This window comes from Colwellia sp. RE-S-Sl-9, assembly GCF_048296855.1.
Taxonomy (GTDB): Bacteria; Pseudomonadota; Gammaproteobacteria; order Enterobacterales; family Alteromonadaceae; genus Pseudocolwellia.
Window position 1 is genome coordinate 560,298 of record NZ_CP182631.1, and the last position, 16,441, is coordinate 576,738.

Below are 16,441 nucleotides of genomic sequence, written 5' to 3' on the forward strand. Positions count from 1 at the left end.
TTTTGCCCCTTAAGTGGGCGTTATATGCACTCAAATAGTATGGTTGGTTTAGCTAAAAATGTTTTTATCAAAGGTGCTTTTGTAAACGCTGCTACGGGTTTCGCTATTATGGTTTTTCAATAGTCACTAATAAGCTTTGTTGTTTTTATTACTACGTAATGTAACAAAGCTATTATTTCGTTCTGGTAATTGTGGGTAGCTCAATTTATAGTGCGTTTATTACTACCGGTTTTTACTTCTGGCTTTTGTATTTAAGTTCAGGTTTATCAGGCATATAACAAACAATTCAACGGGACTTTTACAGCTGGCTGTGCTCGTCCCTCGCAATGTTAGCCAGCAATAAAAGCCCATTAATTGGGCGTTATATGCACTCAAATAGTATGGCTGGTTTAGCTAAAAATGTTGTGATCAATCTTACTTTTGTAAACGCTGCTACGAGTTTCGCTATTATAGTTGTTCACTAGTCACTAATAAGCTTTGTTGTTTTTATTACTTCGTAATGTAACAAAGCTATTATTTCGTACTGGCATTTGTAGGTAGCTCAATTTATAGTGCGGTTATTACTACCACCTTTTACTTTGGACTTGTGTATTTAAGTTTATGTTTATCAGGCATATAACAAGCAATTCAACGGGACTTTTACAGCTGGCTGTGCTCGTCCCTCGCAATTTTAGCCAGCAATAAAAGCCCATTAATTGGGCGTTATATGCACTCAAATCGTATTGCTGGTTTAGATAAAAATGTTGTTATGAAATTTACTTTTGTAAGTGCTGCTACGGGTTTCGCTATTATCGTTTTTCAATAGCCACTAATAAGCTTTGTTGTTTTTATTACTACGTAATGTAACAAAGCTATTATTTCGTTCTAGTATTTGTGGGTAGCTCTATTTATAGTGCGTTTATTACTACCGTTTTTTACTTCTAACTTTTGTATTTAAGTTCAGTTTTATCAGGCATATAACAAGCAATTCAACGGGACTTTTACAGCTGGCTGTGCTCGTTCCTCGCTATTTTAGCCAGCAATAAAAGCCCATTAATTGGGCGTTATATGCAATTCATGTAGTAAGGTGGTTTAGCTAAGAATTTAGTTACTAACTTTTACTTTTTTATGCGCTGCTACGAGTTTCGCTATTATAGTTTTCCAATAGTCACTAATAAGCTTTGTTGTTTTTATTACTACGTAATGTAACAAAGCTATTATTTCGTTCTGGCATTTGTGGGTAGCTCAATTTATAGTGCGTTTATTACTACCGTCTTTTACTTCTGACTTTTGTATTTAAGTTTAGGTTTATCAGGCATATAAAAAGCAATTCAACGGGACTTTTACAGCTGGCTGTGCTCGTTCCTCGCAATTTTAGCCAGCAATAAAAGCCCATTAATTGGGCGTTATATGCACTCAAATAGTATTGTTTGTTTAGCTAAAAATATTGTTATCAATCTTACTTTTTTATGTGCTGCTGCGGGTTTCGCTATTATCGTTTTTCAATAGCCACTAATAAGCTTTGCCTTGTTAAAGAGACTTTTGTGGCAAAGCTATTATTTCGTTCTGGTATTTGTGGGTAGCTCAATTTATAGTGCGGTTATTACTACCGTCTTTTACTTTGAACTTGTGTATTTATGTTCAGTTTTATCAGGCATATAACAAGCAATTCAACGGGACTTTTACAGCTGGCTGTGCTCGTCCCTCGCAATTTTAGCCAGCAATAAAAGCCCATTAATTGGGCGTTAGCAGTTTCAATAATTCAGGTTAAGCAATTTAAGGAAGTTATATGTCAGGAAGTGAAATTATTGCACAAGGTGGCCAATTCTTTGTAGGAATGGGAACTTTAGCTTTATTAAATGCGGGATTAGCACAAAGTAAAAATAGGAGAGGGTTAGTATGGTTTTTGCTTTCTTTATTTTTAGGGCCTATAGCTACATTTCTTTTGGTTGTGCTAGAAAAACAACCGGAAGTTCAGGGTACAAACAGCTAACAAGGCATTGCAGCAGGACAAATAACAGTTGGTTGTTGCTCGTGCCTCGCTATTTTAACCAACAATTATTTGCCTCTGAATGAGGCGTTAGCTATACAGGATAGATAATGGAGTATCTCGCAATATTAGGAATATCTTTGGCTTTCTGGTTTCCAGCCTACATAGCTGGTTTCTATGTGGCATTTTCCAAATTAGAGATCCCTAAAAAGTTTATATTTTGCATAGTGTGTTTGGTGCTTTCGTATGGCTCTATTGCTTTAGTTGCACCAATTATAGTGTTGTTTGAGTGTGTATCTTCTTTCTTAGTCTACGATTGGACTCAACAAGGTCGAGACGAACTCGCATACTTCTTTATGGAGTATGGTGAAATCCCTAGTTACATTGCATTATTTATACCTGTAGTTGCATCTTTTTTAGTGCCTTTCAAGCTAAGTAAAAAATGGGAAAGCTTGGTGGCTATGTATAGCTAACAAGAAATTAAACAAGGACAAAAAACAGTTGGTTTTTGCTCCTTCGTCGCTGATTTTAACCAACTATTTTTTGCCTGTTAATTGGGCGTTATGTAACTAAAAAAATATGATGCAATCTAAAGGTAATGTTAAAGAGTTACGACAATTGATAAAAGATGCTCGTTGGGCAATTTGGGCGTTTGTTATTATTAATTTTTTTGTAATCGTATTTTTTATTGTTGACGGTCTGGGTAATGAGTTTGTTTTTATAGCTTTGTTTGTTCAGGTGGTTTTATTTGTTATTTGGTTATTACCCGTGTTTTTTTATCAAGTATTTATTAAAAAGCTAAGCGTAAAATATGCCTTTTATACATCTATGGCATCTTATAAAGAAGTACTCGGTCACGTATCGTGGTAGCGTTACATAACAAGAAAATCAAGCAGGACTAAATACAGCGGGCTGTTCGCTTCGCTCCATTTTAGCCCACTATATTTAGCCTCTTATTTAGGCGTTATATGCAATTCATGTAGTAGGGTGCTTTAGCTAATAATTTGGTTATCAACTTTTACCTTTGTAAACGCTGCTACGAGTTTCGCTATTTTAGTTATTCAATGGTCACTAATAAGCTTTGCCTATTTAAAAGACTTTTGTTGGCAAAGCTATTATTTCGTTCTGGCTTTTGTGGGTAGCTCAATTTATAGTGCATTTATTACTACCGTCTTTTACTTTGAACTTTAGTATTTATGTTCAGGTTTATCAGGCATATAACAAGCAATTCAACGGGACTTTTACAGCTGGCTGTTTCGTTCCTCAACATTTTAAGCCAGTAATAAAAGCCCATTAATTGGGCGTTATGTACAAATTGTGTAAATCTAACTATGGAGAGTAATATGGATATAAATTTAACAACGGGTTCGGTAGCTTTTTTATTTGGGATTTTGAGTGCTAAATGGGCAATGGAATTAGGTTATTCACAATTCACCCAGATAATTATCTTTTGTTTAGGTTTAATAGCTGGACCGCTAGTATTATTTTTCTTATACATTCGTCTTTTATATCAGCGTAAAGAAAATAATCAATCAGGTACTAAGTTTTTTGGCTATCAAGAAAAAGAAGTTAATCAAAGCAGTAATTGTACATAACAAGCAATTCAACGGGACTTTTACAGCAGGCTGTGCTCGTTCCTCGCAAATTTTAGCCAGCAATAAAAGCCCATTAATTGGGCGTTATATGCAATTCATGTAGTAGGGTGCTTTAGCTGAAATTGTTTTTATCAAAGATACTTTTGTTAGTGCTGCTACTGGTTTCGCTATTATAGTTTTTCAATAGTCACTAATAAGCTTTGCCTTTTTAAAGAGACTTTTGTGGCAAAGCTATTATTTCGTTCTGGTATTTGTGGGTAGCTCAATTTATAGTGCATTTATTACTACCGTCTTTTACTTTGAACTTCAGTAATTAAGTTAAAGTTTATCAGGCATATAACAAGCAATTCAACGGGACTTTTACAGCTGGCTGTGCTCGTTCCTCGCAATTTTAGCCAGCGATAAAAGCCCATTAATTGGGCGTTAGCAGTACAAGGAAGGTTTCGTGGACTCATCTAGTTTCAGAGATAAAATGCTATCTCAAATCACTATCGGATACGATTGGGAAACATCTAATAATTTCGCTGAAGTTAAGCTTATGACAAATGATGGCACCTCTTATTCATACAAGATTCATAACCTTACTGAATATTTACTTTACGAAGACTTTTCAGCTAGTTACATTAGTCAATGCAAGCTTATTGTAAATGACGGTATGGTTTATTTAAGTTTGGATCCATACGATGAGTTATCTAACGAAATAGACTTAGATAATGATTGCTTGTGGTTTAAGGGCAGTAACATTGAGGCAGTGTAATGTACTGCTAACAAGTCATTCAAAAGGACAAAAAACAGTTGGCTGTTGCTCCTTCGTCGCTGATTTTAGCCAACAATTTTTTGCCTCTTAATGAGGCGTTATATGCAATTCATGTAGTAGGGTGCTTTAGCTAATAATTTGGTTATTAACTTTTACTTTTGTAAGTGCTGCTACGAGTTTCGCTATTCTAGTTTTTCAATAGTCACTAATAAGCTTTGTTGTTTTTATTACTTCGTAATGTAACAAAGCTATTATTTCGTACTGGCATTTGTGGGTAGCTCAATTTATAGTGCGTTTATTACTACCGTCTTTTACTAGTTGCTTGTGTATTTATGTTTAGGTTTATCAGGCATATAACAAGCAATTCAACGGGACTTTTACAGCTGGCTGTGCTCGTCCCTCGCAAATTATAGCCAGCAATAAAAGCCCATTAATTGGGCGTTAGGTGCTATAGGAGTCACGGATGAGTCTTGGTAAATTAATCTGGCATGTTGGATGCGATGAATCAGGTATTGATGGGCAAGTCTATTATGGGTTTGGCTCTCTGTGGATGAAATACCAAAGACGGGGGGATTTCACTCGAATAATCCGTGAACTTCGTGAAAAGCATCGCATGCATGATGAAATCAAGTGGCAAAAAGCGCACAGTAAAAGGTATGCAGAGTTTTATTCCGAACTAATTGATATGTTCTTTAAAAATTCTTGGTTAGCATTCCATTGTATTGTTATTAGAAAAGGTATGGTCGACAAATCTTTTCATGATGGTGATTACGATTTAGCAATGAGAAAACACTTCACACAGCTTATTTCCGCGAAAATTAAGGCCGTGTTAAAGGCTCACCCTAATCGTGAATGTGAATTTCGAATTGAAGTAGATCCTCTACCATCAAGATATAAAAAAGCAGATGAAGCTTTTCATAAAATAGCTAACAGCATGTTAAAAAAGGAACTTGGTGGTGAAGCACTAATTAAAAGTGTAGTTACTAAAGACTCTAAGGATTCTGAGCATATCCAAATAGCAGATTTTTTATTGGGTGCTGTAATGAGTGCATTTCAAGGTAAAGCATCTTCACCTGCTAAATTGGCAGTAGCAAATAATATTGCTTCGTATTTGGGATGGGATAACCTTAAGCATGACACTTGGAATAGTGAAAGAAAATTTAATATTTGGTACTTCTTCGATCCAAGGTTTGGTTCACGAGAAATAAGTACAGAGAAAATCACATTAAAATATCCTCTGCCATTTCGCACCTAACAAGGGTTTTCAAGCCGGACAAATTACAGTTGGCTTTTTGTTCGTGCCTCACTTATTTTAGCCAACTGCAATTTGCCGCTTAAAACGGCGTTATATGCAATTCATGAAGTAGGGTGCTTTAGCTAATAATTTGGTTGTTAACTTTTACTTTTGTAAACGCTGCTACGGGTTTCGCTATTGTAGTTTTTCAATAGTCACTAATAAGCTTTGTTGTTTTTATTACTTCGTAATGTAACAAAGCTATTATTTCGCTCTGGCATTTGTGGGTAGCTCAATTTATAGTGCGTTTATTACTACCGTCTTTTACTTTGAATTTGTGTATTTATGTTTAAGTTAATCAGGCATATAACAAGCAATTCAACGGGACTTTTACAGCTGGCTGTGCTCGTTCCTCGCAATTTTAGCCAGCAATAAAAGCCCATTAATTGGGCGTTATATGCACTCAAATCGTATGGTTGGTTTAGCTAAAAATGTTTTTATCAAAGGTGCTTTTGTAAACGCTGCTACGGGTTTCGCTATTGTAGTTTTTCAATAGTCACTAATAAGCTTTGTTGTTTTTATTACTTCGTAATGTAACAAAGCTATTATTTCGTACTGGCATTTGTAGGTAGCTCAATTTATAGTACGTTTATTACTACCGTCTTTTACTTTGAACGTCAGTAATTAAGTTAAAGTTTATCAGGCATATAACAAGGCATTGCAAAGGACTAAAAACAGCTGGCCGTTGCTCGTGCCTCGCTATTTTGGCCAACAATTTTTAGCCTCTGAATGAGGCGTTATAAGCCAATGAGATTTCGGCATGAATGAAAAGCCTTGGGTGAAAATCAATAGTGAAACTTATGTTGATTGTGTTGTAGGAAATGAAGCAGGTTTAATTGCTTTAAAGGGAGCTATTGATCAAGCGTTGAATGAGAAAAATTCAAATGTAGACGAGTTCTTCAAAGCTGATTTTAATTCGGTTGTGCTAACTGATGATAAATGGGATGAAACCGAAGCAACAGAAGTTCCATGGTGGCAAGCTCTAATATTTCAAATGTCATTAGGGTTATGGTTAGTGCTTCTGCCAATATACGCACTTTATAAATTAATAATTGAGTAGTTGGCATATAACAAGCCAATTAATACGGGACTGCTAACAGTTTGCTCGGTTCCGCTCCGCTTCACATTTTAGCAAACAATTATCAGCCCCTTATTGGGGCGTTATGCTTTTCTGAAGTCATGAGTATTTAATCAGTACTGGTTGAATTGTCAGTACTTCGTCCCCATGTAATTTAATGAAGTCGTTGCTTCGAACTTTAATAAACCACATGGAGGCACTATGCCTAAAAACACAAAAGCTACATCGAAAAAGGTTGCATCAAAAGCAGCTAAAACCTTGACGGATAATAACGCTTCGCAAACAGCTAAAAAGCTTGCTGCATCAGCTTTATCTCAAAAGTCTAAAAGTAAACAAACTGGAGCTGAGTTGGAAGATTTAGCTTCTAAAGTATTAAAAAGTACCAAGTATAATTCTGATACCAAAGAGTTAGCTGCTTCCGTCCTTTCCCAATCAAATAAAGAACGGTAAACTAAAAGCATAACAAGCAATTCAAGTGGGACTAAAAACAGTTGGCTAGTCTCACTTCGTTCGCTATTTTAGCCAACTTATGTGGACTCCCTCCTGTCAACAACAAAACTTAAAACAAAGAAATTAATGCATACTTATGTACGAGCTCTAAATGAGAAGCTATCTCAGGCTCTTTGATATTTACGCGAACTGGTTGTCAAATCTATAAAGCGAGCGCTAGGCTCTTAGTTGGCTACTGACTAAACCAGTTGATTTTTATCTTCGTTAGTGCATTTTGTCGTTTGAACTCGTATTAAGCTGCGAGTAATTCAGCTTTGTATTCTGTACCTTGCGTTAACATCGCAAACGCTGTTCTTACTGTTTTATTTGCTAACGCTACTGCAGCACACTTTTTACCTCTACGTTCAACTAAGCTTTGGATCCAGGCATCTTTTTTTGTTTTAGCTTTTCGCTTCATTGCGTGCTGAACTGCTGCAGTTGCGCCACAGATTAGTTGACTTCTTAGCCGACTATTTTTGCAAAACTTCCCTATAGAGCCTAACTTAACTAAGCCGCCTGATGAATGCTGTATCGGCGTTAAGCCAATACAGGCTGAGGCGTCTTTTCCTTTACTGAAATACCCAATATCTAAACAGCCCAACGCAATATAAAGGTTAATCGCATTCATTGGACCAACACCTTCTAGCTTAGTGAGCTTTTTACATTCTGGGTGGGCAGAAACCGAACGTTCCATACAGTTATCATAATGCTTAATATCTTCAAACAGCCCTCTCAAGTGCTCTTTTGCTAAGAAAATAGCCCTGCGGAACTCTGTTGACAAGCCATTGCAGGCATCTTCTAACACACCTTCTATTGCTGAAATTATTCCTCCTCTACGACTTGAAATTTTGATGTTTAATTCAAAAAGCAAAGCAATGAGTTGTTTTTGAGAGGCGTCGCGTTGTTTAACCGATAATTCTCTTAAGCGTTTAATGGACTGTAGTTGTTGTTGCTCAACCGTTTTTCCGCCAATATAAGTCACATCTGGCATGAAGGTGGTCTGAACAATAGCGAGGGCATCGTTTTTATCTGTTTTTTGACTTTGTCTGACGACTGATACCAGTTTCGCTGAAACTAACCTGGCATCATGACCTGCTTCAATGGCTTTTTGTTTCCAGTAGTTAGACGTACTACAAGCTTCAAATATTATCGTAACGGGTTTATTGTTGATAAGCCAATAAAGGAATTCTTCCGGTGTCATTTCGATATTCGACTGCACTTTATTGTTTCTATAAATACAAACTTGAATAACTTTTTTTGCTAAATCAACGCCAACTCTAGTACGATACATATTAGGACTCTTTATAATATTTTGGTGTGGTAACTACAATATTACCTCACTCGTTAAGGGTGAGGGAGTCCAATTATCTATTTATTAGCCCCTTAATTGGGCGTTATATGCACTCAAATAGTATGGTTGGTTTAGCTAAAAATGTTTTTATCAAAGGTGCTTTTGTAAACGCTGCTACGGGTTTCGCTATTATGGTTTTTCAATAGTCACTAATAAGCTTTGCCTTGTTAAAGAGACTTTTGTGGCAAAGCTATTATTTCGTTCTGGTATTTGTGGGTAGCTCAATTTATAGTGCGGTTATTACTACCGTCTTTTACTTTGAACTTGTGTATTTATGTTCAGTTTTATCAGGCATATAACAAGCAATTCAACGGGACTTTTACAGCTGGCTGTGCTCGTTCCTCGCAAATTATAGCCAGCAATAAAAGCCCATTAATTGGTAATGCCGATCAGTTAAGAAATGTTTAACGATCCATTGACCGATCTTCTGGTTAGTATATAAAGGCTTCTGAATTTATTCAGGAGCCTTTTCTTTTGCAACTCTCTACCGCCTTATCACAAGTTTCACAAAATAGTTTTACTGAATTTACAGGATTAAATGAATTATTAGACCCAAGCATCGTTGATGAAGCGTTGGCTCAGTCAGGTATTGCGACCATAAGGAAGCGCAAGCTTCCTATGGAGCAAATGGTGTGGGCTGTTATTGGTATGGCTTTATTTCGTAAAATGTCTATTCGCCAATTAGTTAATCAGCTTGATATCATTCTACCTAACGGTGCCCCCTATGTTGCACCTAGTGCCGTAACACAAGCAAGAAAGAAACTTGGTCATAAAGCAATAGAATCTATTTTTAATAAAACACAATCGCTATGGCATGAGGAGTCTACTCACCCCACATGGTGTGGATTGACACTATTAGGTGTTGATGGCGTTGTATGGCGAACACCTGACTCAAAAGAAAATAATGAATATTTTGCACGTACAGGAAACTCTCATGGCAAGGCAAGTTACCCCCAAGTGCGCATGGTATGCCAGATGGAATTAACAAGTCATTTATTAACACAAAGTGCTTTTGATAGTGTTGATATTAACGAAATGAAATTAGCTGGCTCGCTAGTTGAAACAACACCAGATCATAGCTTGACACTATTTGATAGAGGCTTCTACTCGCTTGGATTACTTTATCGTTGGCAATCCACGGGAATATCACGTCATTGGCTGATACCGCTAAAAAAGAACGTACAATATGACATTGTTCGTTCATTAGGACGCCAAGATAAAATAGTTCGTTTAACCGCCTGTCCCCAAGCACGAAAGAAGTTTCCTGAATTACCTGAATCAATTGAAGCTCGATTAGTATCGAGAAAGGTTAATGGTAAAGCGTGCGAAGTGTTAACGTCTATGACGGATGCAATGAAGTTTCCTGTCGCTGATATTGTCGATTTATACGGACATCGGTGGGAGATAGAACTTGGTTTTAGAGAAATGAAGCAGTCACTACTTGATAGCCAATTTACCTTGCGTAGTAATCAACCTGAGCTTATAAAACAAGAGTTGTGGGGGATATTACTCGCTTATAATCTGATCCGTTATCAAATGGTATTAATGGCAAAGTCACTCGATTCAATACATCCAAACCAATTAAGTTTTCATGGTGCTTCAATGCACATAATTTATCAACTGACTATGTTGCCATTTTGTTCGCCAGGAAATGTGTCAAAATTTGTTATGGATATAACCAAAAGTGCCAAACAGTTTGTATTGCCAGCACGTAGAGAGCGGAGTTATCCGCGAGAATTGAAGTGTTCTAAGAATAGGTACCCTGTTAAAAAAAGAAATGCCGCTCACCTTAAGTGAACGGCATTACATTAATTGGGCGTTATATGCAATTAATGTAGTAGGGTGCTTTAGCTAATTTTGGGTTATTAACTTTTACTTTTGTATGTGCTGCTACGGGTTTCGCTATTATCCTTTTTTAATAGTCACTAATAAGCTTTGCCTATTTAAAAGACTTTTGTTGGCAAAGCTATTATTTCGTTCTGGCATTTGTGGGTAGCTCAATTTATAGTGCGTTTATAACTACCATCTTTTACTAGTTGCTTATGTATTTATGTTTAGGTTTATCAGGCATATAACAAGCAATTCAACGGGACTTTTACAGCTGGCTGTGCTCGTTCCTCGCAATTATAGCCAGCAATAAAAGCCCATTAATTGGGCGTTATATGCAATTCATGAAGCAGGGTGCTTAGCTAACAATTTGGTTATCAACCTTACTTTTGTAAACGCTGCTACGAGTTTCGCTATTGTAGTTTTTCACTAGTCACTAATAAGCTTTGCCTATTTAAAAAACTTTTGTTGGCAAAGCTATTATTTCGTTCTGGTATTTGTGGGTAGCTCAATTTATAGTGCGTTTATTACTATCGGTTTTTACTAGTTGCTTGTGTATTTATGTTTAGGTTTATCAGGCATATAACAAGCAATTCAACGGGACTTTTACAGCTGGCTGTGCTCGTCCCTCGCAAATTTTAGCCAGCAATAAAAGCCCATTAATTGGGCGTTATGTGCAAGTCATGAAATGAAAGTTTTCGATTTATTAAAATGGATAATATGGCTTCCTGTGTTAGCAATAGGCACGGGTGTCGCGTTCTTTTCTCAGTTGCTCGAAAAGAGAGTCGAAAGAAGTCGCGAAGAAGTTGAAGCTATATTGCTTAAAATGGAATCAGGAGTTGTGAGTGAAGATCTATGGGATGATTTTCTAAGTGTTCCAATTTTCGATAAGCAGTTGGATAAGATCAGAGAGCGTGTAGAGGTTCTTTGGGCGTACGATGATTTTCAAGCCAAAAACGATGATGGTTGCTACGTGCTAAATGAAAAGGGTCTATCAGAAATCAGAGAGATACTTGGTGAGCTTAGCAGCACATAACAAACAGCTCAAACCGACCTCCACTGCGTTGCTCGTTTTGTGCTTTTCCGCTACGCTCGCACAAAACAAACAACTCCGTTCCGGCGGCTTAGCTGGGCGTTATATGCCTAAGGGAACTATGCGTAGAATTCAACTTTTAGCACTAATTTCAATATGTTTATTTTGTAATTTCGCAAAAGCTATTGAGCTATGTGTTAACGAAATCGAATTGGATATTGATAAACCTCTTTTAGATAAATCCCTTGATAAAGTCGCCGTATACGCTGACGAAATTTACGGTAAAAGTTGCTTGGTTTGCGCTGAGGTTTTAGAACTCGATAAAGACAGAATTGAGTTTCATATAACAAGTCCAACCAATAAAGATGTAATTCTAAATACCTCTGCAACTATAGCAATAGCAATCCCAAGTGGTAAGATTCTAGATAAAAAGTTGTATCATAGTTGCAAAGTACGGGCGGTGGCATCCGGCATATAACAAGCAATTCAACGGGACTTTTACAGCTGGCTGTGCTCGTTCCTCGCAAATTTTAGCCAGCAATAAAAGCCCATTAATTGGGCGTTATAAGGCGCGTGCACTTGAATCAGAATCGGTACAAAGCATCTTTTCCAACACCTAACTCAACTAGTGAATTTTTTGATTCATCTACTTGGGTATTATATGGTTTTTGGGGAATGCTGGTCGTCTGCTTTTTTGCACATGGTATTTTTTATTATCACCCAGATACAGGCTTCGCTCACGAAGATGACTTAAAAATTATAGTCGTTAATGTTATTGGTTTGGCTGTTTTATTTATCTTAAAGTTATTTGCTCAAAACATTTATATTATTGGTAGAGTTATGGCTGCGTTATGCTTGATTGTATTTTTAATAATCATAGGCTTAACCATTTATATTACTTTAGTTGATCACTTCCCAGTTGCATATCTAGGTGGTGCCCTGTATTTTGGTTTTGCAAGTTATCTATTAAATAAAGACTATATAAAGTTAAAGTAAGCGCCATATAACAAGGCATTGCAGCAGGACAAATAACAGTTGGTTGTTGCTCGTGCCTCGCTATTTTAACCAACAATTATTTGCCTCTGAATGAGGCGTTATATGTTTGTAACTAAAAAAAAAGAAATATTAAAAATTAAGTGGTGTGTTTCGCCATTATAAGTTTGGTTGCCACCACTAATAAGCTTTACGCAATTACAAAACAAGTTTTGTGGTAAAGCTATTATTTCATTCTCGTTTGGGCTTAAATGGCTCAAGGATAATTTTAATTAAGGGTAGCTTCGTTATTGTTCAGGCTAAGTTTTTTACTTGGTTTTACACATAACAAGTTGCTTAACAGGACAAAATACAGTTTGCTCGGCTCGTACCTCGCCAATTTTAGCAAACGGTATTTTGCCCATTAGCAAAGCGTTATATGCACTCAAATAGTATGGTTGGTTTAGCTAAAAATATTGTTATCAATCTTACTTTTGTAAACGCTGCTACGAGTTTCGCTATTGTAGTTATTCAATAGTCACTAATAAGCTTTGTTGTTTTTATTACTACGTAATGTAACAAAGCTATTATTTCGTTCTGGCATTTGTGGGTAGCTCAATTTATAGTGCAGTTATTACTACCGTCTTTTACTTTAAACTTCAGTAATTAAGTTAAAGTTAATCAGGCATATAACAAGCAATTCAACGGGACTTTTACAGCTGGCTGCGCTCGTTCCTCGCAAATTATAGCCAGCGATAAAAGCCCATTAATTGGGCGTTATACGGTAAACGGAGTATTGATGAAGCCGATAGTTTTAGTTACGGGCGGTAGTCGAGGGATCGGTGCTGCGACATCTAAATATCTAGCAAAACAGAATTATGTTGTATGCGTTAATTATATTTCGAATAAAGCTGAGGCAACCAAGGTTGTATCGTGCATAGAAAAAGACGGTGGTACGGCTATCGCCGTACAAGCGGATGTATCAAAAGAAGATAATGTAATTCGTTTATTTGACACCATAGATAAATCATTAGGTCAAATAACCCATTTAGTAAATAACGCAGGTATATTGTTACCGCAAATGCGTGTGTCAGAAATGACAGCAGAAAGAATTAATAAAATTCTCACGACAAATGTCACCAGTTATTTTTTGTGTTGTCGTGAAGCAATCAACAGAATGAAAAATGGTGGTTCAATTGTTAATGTATCTTCGGCTGCATCAAGGCTAGGCTCTGCTGGTGAGTACGTGGACTATGCTTCATCAAAAGGAGCAATTGATACATTAACAATTGGTTTGTCTCTTGAAGTTGCTAATCAAAATATTCGGGTAAACTGTGTTCGACCCGGCTTTATATATACTGATATGCATGGAGATGGCGGTGAACCTAATAGAGTTGAACGCGTTAAACCATTAATACCTTTACGACGTGGTGGTACACCTAAAGAGGTTGCTGCTTCTATTGCGTTTCTGCTATCAAATGAAGCATCATTTATCACAGGTACGTTCGTCGATGTTGCTGGTGGGAAATAACCGTATAACAAGCTATTAAACAAGGACAAAAAACAGTTTGCTGTTTTCGTTCCTCAACATTTTAGCAAACAATTTTTTGCCTGTTAATAGGGCGTTATATGCACTCAAATAGTATGGTTGGTTTAGCTAAAAATGTTTTTACCAAAGGTGCTTTTGTAAACGCTGCTACGGGTTTCGCTATTATGGTTTTTCAATAGTCACTAATAAGCTTTGTTGTTTTTATTACTGCGTAATGTAACAAAGCTATTATTTCGTTCTGGTATTTGTGGGTAGCTCAATTTATAGTGCGTTTATTACTACCGTTTTTTACTTCTAACTTTTGTATTTAAGTTCAGTTTTATCAGGCATATAACAAGCAATTCAACGGGACTTTTACAGCTGGCTGTGCTCGTTCCTCGCTATTTTAGCCAGCAATAAAAGCCCATTAATTGGGCGTTAGGCATATTCGTAGGGATGCGATTTAATGAAATTTTTGAGTGTTATAATATTTAGTATTACTTTATTGGCGTGTTCTTCTACTGAAGTTCATTTATATACGCGTTATTTATCTGATATAGAAATAGAAAAAATAAGCTTAAAATTAGACCAGTCTAACTTTAACGTTGTAACCAATAATCTTTCATTTCCAGAAACAATTCATCAATCAACACTCCTTTATTCTCCATTTATTAAAGGAGATAAAACTTTAGATACTTTAATAAATTCACTTTCTGAAATAGGTTGGACTATTCCTAGTGTGGAAGCACTTGTGTCTGGTAATCATTGGTACAGCAAAAATAGTGTTGGTTTGTTTTTACTCCCAGAAGGAATAAAACAAAAAGATAAAATTGCTAATCAAGATCTAGCTAATGATTACGAAAGTCGAAATTGCGATACTTTAGTGAGCCTTCGTATAAACAAGGATAACACCTATCTACTCACTTTTGCTAACAAAACGCACGAGCGAACAGATCATCTCAAAGGACATTGGAAAATAAGAAGTTATCCTTATATAGAATTTACATCATTTAACGAACGTTGGTGGTTTTACTTTGAAATTGAGCAAAAAGTAGAATCTGATAAAGTAAGTAAAATAAATATTATTGAGCTTAAGCCCGTCGATCGTTATCCTTTCTTTCCTAATTGCAGTTTTGCAAATGGTGTAAGAATTTAATAATAATCAGCTAGGTGTAATATATGCCTAACAAGAAAATCAACAAGGACTAAAAACAGCGGGCTGTTCGCTCCGCTTCATTTTAGCCCACTATTTTTTAGCCTGTTATTTGGGCGTTATATGCACTCAAATCGTATTGTTGGTTTAGCTAAAAATGTTTTTATCAAAGGTGCTTTTGTAAACGCTACTACGGGTTTCGCTATTCTAGTTTTCCAATGGTCACTAATAAGCTTTACCTTGTTAAAGACATTTTTGTGGTAAAGCTATTATTTCGTTCTGGCAATTGTGGGTAGCTCAATTTATAGTGCATTTATTACTACCGTCTTTTACTTTTAACTTATGTATTTAAGTTCAGGTTTATCAGGCATATAACAAGCAATTCAACGGGACTTTTACAGCTGGCTGTTTCGTTCCTCAACATTATAAGCCAGCAATAAAAGCCCATTAATTGGGCGTTAGAGTTTTGGAGTGTTCATTGACGAACAAGTATCGTTATAAATTAAATTTTGTAGATCCTGACTCCGGAATTAATAAATGTTCTACGATAATCGGTGGTATTGGAATCTTGTTAGGGCTTTGGTCGCTTGCATTTTTTGGTCATGCTGAAGTTCATGGTTTAACTTTAATTTATGTGTTTTTTCTAGTAGCTCTTAACTTTTTAAGTTATCACTTTGAATTTCTCAGAAAGGTTATTGCTGTATTTTCTGGATGTATAGCAGTTTTCTTTTTAATATTTTCATTGCCTGATTTTATATCTAGCAATATGATACGCTCTAAATCTGGTTTGTATTTTATGCTGGTAGGTTTATATTCAGCTGCCGTGTATTTTTGTCAATACAAGACGCTATCAAAAAAACTCTAACAAGGCATTGCAAAGGACTAAAAACAGCTGGCCGTTGCTCGTGCCTCGCCATTTTGGCCAACAATTTTTAGCCTCTGAATGAGGCGTTATATGCAATTCATGAAGTAGGGTGCTTTAGCTAATAATTTGGTTATTAACTTTTACTTTTGTAAACGCTGCTACGGGTTTCGCTATTATCGTTTTTCAATAGCCACTAATAAGCTTTGCCTTGTTAAAGAGACTTTTGTGGCAAAGCTATTATTTCGTTCTGGCTTTTGTGGGTAGCTCAATTTATAGTGTGGTTATTACTACCGCCTTTTACTAGTTGCTTGTGTATTTATGTTTAGGTTTATCAGGCATATAACAAGAAATTCAACGGGACTTTTACAGCTGGCTGTGCTCGTTCCTCGCAATTTTAGCCAGCAATAAAAGCCCATTAATTGGGCGTTATATGCAATTCATGTAGTAGGGTGCTTTAGCTAATAATTCGGTTATTAACTTTTACTTTTGTAAACGCTGCTACGAGTTTCGCTATTGTAGTTTTCCAATAG

At 36.3% G+C, this 16,441-nt stretch carries 17 protein-coding genes; 16 read left to right on the top strand and 1 reads right to left on the bottom strand.

The features are described from left to right. Positions 1-1,768 precede the first annotated feature (1,768 nt). From ACM9HF_RS02365 to ACM9HF_RS02400, 8 genes are all read left to right on the top strand, one after another. Positions 1,769-1,972 carry an antitermination protein NusB gene (locus ACM9HF_RS02365; RefSeq protein ID WP_473614116.1) on the top strand — a complete coding sequence of 68 codons (204 nt, stop codon included), beginning with the start codon at positions 1,769-1,771 and terminating at the stop codon, positions 1,970-1,972. Between the two features lie 107 nt (positions 1,973-2,079). Beyond that, a complete protein-coding gene (locus ACM9HF_RS02370; protein WP_473614117.1) occupies positions 2,080-2,442 on the top strand; it encodes a hypothetical protein in 363 nt (120 codons plus the stop codon). Positions 2,443-2,548: 106 nt separating this feature from the next. Further along, positions 2,549-2,839: a hypothetical protein gene (locus ACM9HF_RS02375; RefSeq protein ID WP_473614118.1), complete on the top strand. Its 291-nt coding sequence runs from the start codon at positions 2,549-2,551 to the stop codon at positions 2,837-2,839. A gap of 473 nt (positions 2,840-3,312) precedes the next feature. Next, positions 3,313-3,564 (top strand): hypothetical protein, encoded by a 252-nt coding sequence (locus ACM9HF_RS02380; RefSeq protein WP_473614119.1) that lies wholly within the window; start codon positions 3,313-3,315, stop codon positions 3,562-3,564. Positions 3,565-4,009: 445 nt separating this feature from the next. Next, positions 4,010-4,321, top strand: coding sequence for a hypothetical protein (locus ACM9HF_RS02385; protein ID WP_473614120.1), 312 nt, complete (start codon positions 4,010-4,012; stop codon positions 4,319-4,321). A 463-nt stretch (positions 4,322-4,784) separates the two neighbouring features. Beyond that, on the top strand, positions 4,785-5,576 hold the full coding sequence (locus ACM9HF_RS02390) for a DUF3800 domain-containing protein (RefSeq protein ID WP_077343698.1): 792 nt from the start codon (positions 4,785-4,787) through the stop codon (positions 5,574-5,576). A 799-nt stretch (positions 5,577-6,375) separates the two neighbouring features. Next, complete coding sequence (locus ACM9HF_RS02395; RefSeq protein WP_473614121.1) at positions 6,376-6,675, top strand: hypothetical protein; 300 nt, start codon at positions 6,376-6,378, stop codon at positions 6,673-6,675. A gap of 219 nt (positions 6,676-6,894) precedes the next feature. Then, on the top strand, positions 6,895-7,143 hold the full coding sequence (locus ACM9HF_RS02400) for a hypothetical protein (RefSeq protein ID WP_473614122.1): 249 nt from the start codon (positions 6,895-6,897) through the stop codon (positions 7,141-7,143). A gap of 292 nt (positions 7,144-7,435) precedes the next feature. Here the strand turns inward: ACM9HF_RS02400 and ACM9HF_RS02405 are convergent, their stop codons facing one another. Beyond that, on the bottom strand, positions 7,436-8,473 hold the full coding sequence (locus ACM9HF_RS02405) for an IS110 family RNA-guided transposase (RefSeq protein WP_473614123.1): 1,038 nt from the start codon (positions 8,471-8,473) through the stop codon (positions 7,436-7,438). A 534-nt stretch (positions 8,474-9,007) separates the two neighbouring features. On the opposite strand from ACM9HF_RS02405, the gene ACM9HF_RS02410 reads away from it, so the two are divergent. The 8 genes from ACM9HF_RS02410 to ACM9HF_RS02445 all read left to right on the top strand — a co-directional run bounded on the left by ACM9HF_RS02410 (position 9,008) and on the right by ACM9HF_RS02445 (position 15,911). Further along, the gene (locus ACM9HF_RS02410) at positions 9,008-10,330 is read left to right on the top strand and encodes an IS4 family transposase (protein WP_473614124.1); all 1,323 of its coding nucleotides are present in this window, start codon (positions 9,008-9,010) and stop codon (positions 10,328-10,330) included. Positions 10,331-11,048: 718 nt separating this feature from the next. Next, entirely contained in the window at positions 11,049-11,396 is a 348-nt protein-coding gene (locus ACM9HF_RS02415) for a hypothetical protein (protein ID WP_473614125.1), read from the top strand. After that, on the top strand, positions 11,377-11,871 hold the full coding sequence (locus ACM9HF_RS02420; protein WP_473614126.1) for a hypothetical protein: 495 nt from the start codon (positions 11,377-11,379) through the stop codon (positions 11,869-11,871). The genes ACM9HF_RS02415 and ACM9HF_RS02420 overlap by 20 nt, the downstream gene beginning before the upstream one ends. Positions 11,872-11,972: 101 nt before the next feature. Continuing rightward, positions 11,973-12,389, top strand: coding sequence for a hypothetical protein (locus ACM9HF_RS02425; protein ID WP_473614127.1), 417 nt, complete (start codon positions 11,973-11,975; stop codon positions 12,387-12,389). Positions 12,390-13,164: 775 nt separating this feature from the next. Beyond that, positions 13,165-13,896, top strand: a complete 732-nt coding sequence (locus tag ACM9HF_RS02430; protein WP_473614128.1) for an SDR family oxidoreductase — start codon at positions 13,165-13,167, stop codon at positions 13,894-13,896. Between the two features lie 463 nt (positions 13,897-14,359). After that, the gene (locus tag ACM9HF_RS02435; RefSeq protein ID WP_473614129.1) at positions 14,360-15,049 is read left to right on the top strand and encodes a hypothetical protein; all 690 of its coding nucleotides are present in this window, start codon (positions 14,360-14,362) and stop codon (positions 15,047-15,049) included. Positions 15,050-15,169: 120 nt separating this feature from the next. Next, positions 15,170-15,310 carry a hypothetical protein gene (locus ACM9HF_RS02440; RefSeq protein ID WP_473614130.1) on the top strand — a complete coding sequence of 47 codons (141 nt, stop codon included), beginning with the start codon at positions 15,170-15,172 and terminating at the stop codon, positions 15,308-15,310. Positions 15,311-15,524: 214 nt separating this feature from the next. Continuing rightward, positions 15,525-15,911: a hypothetical protein gene (locus ACM9HF_RS02445; protein ID WP_473614131.1), complete on the top strand. Its 387-nt coding sequence runs from the start codon at positions 15,525-15,527 to the stop codon at positions 15,909-15,911. Positions 15,912-16,441 lie beyond the last annotated feature (530 nt).

Coding starts and splice junctions, on each gene's coding strand:
- ACM9HF_RS02365 (WP_473614116.1), top strand. CDS start 1,769: ATGTCAGGAAGTGAAATTATTGCACAAGGTGGCCAATTCTTTGTAGGA.
- ACM9HF_RS02370 (WP_473614117.1), top strand. CDS start 2,080: ATGGAGTATCTCGCAATATTAGGAATATCTTTGGCTTTCTGGTTTCCA.
- ACM9HF_RS02375 (WP_473614118.1), top strand. CDS start 2,549: ATGATGCAATCTAAAGGTAATGTTAAAGAGTTACGACAATTGATAAAA.
- ACM9HF_RS02380 (WP_473614119.1), top strand. CDS start 3,313: ATGGATATAAATTTAACAACGGGTTCGGTAGCTTTTTTATTTGGGATT.
- ACM9HF_RS02390 (WP_077343698.1), top strand. CDS start 4,785: ATGAGTCTTGGTAAATTAATCTGGCATGTTGGATGCGATGAATCAGGT.
- ACM9HF_RS02395 (WP_473614121.1), top strand. CDS start 6,376: ATGAATGAAAAGCCTTGGGTGAAAATCAATAGTGAAACTTATGTTGAT.
- ACM9HF_RS02400 (WP_473614122.1), top strand. CDS start 6,895: ATGCCTAAAAACACAAAAGCTACATCGAAAAAGGTTGCATCAAAAGCA.
- ACM9HF_RS02405 (WP_473614123.1), bottom strand. CDS start 8,473: ATGTATCGTACTAGAGTTGGCGTTGATTTAGCAAAAAAAGTTATTCAA.
- ACM9HF_RS02415 (WP_473614125.1), top strand. CDS start 11,049: ATGAAAGTTTTCGATTTATTAAAATGGATAATATGGCTTCCTGTGTTA.
- ACM9HF_RS02430 (WP_473614128.1), top strand. CDS start 13,165: ATGAAGCCGATAGTTTTAGTTACGGGCGGTAGTCGAGGGATCGGTGCT.
- ACM9HF_RS02435 (WP_473614129.1), top strand. CDS start 14,360: ATGAAATTTTTGAGTGTTATAATATTTAGTATTACTTTATTGGCGTGT.
- ACM9HF_RS02440 (WP_473614130.1), top strand. CDS start 15,170: ATGCACTCAAATCGTATTGTTGGTTTAGCTAAAAATGTTTTTATCAAA.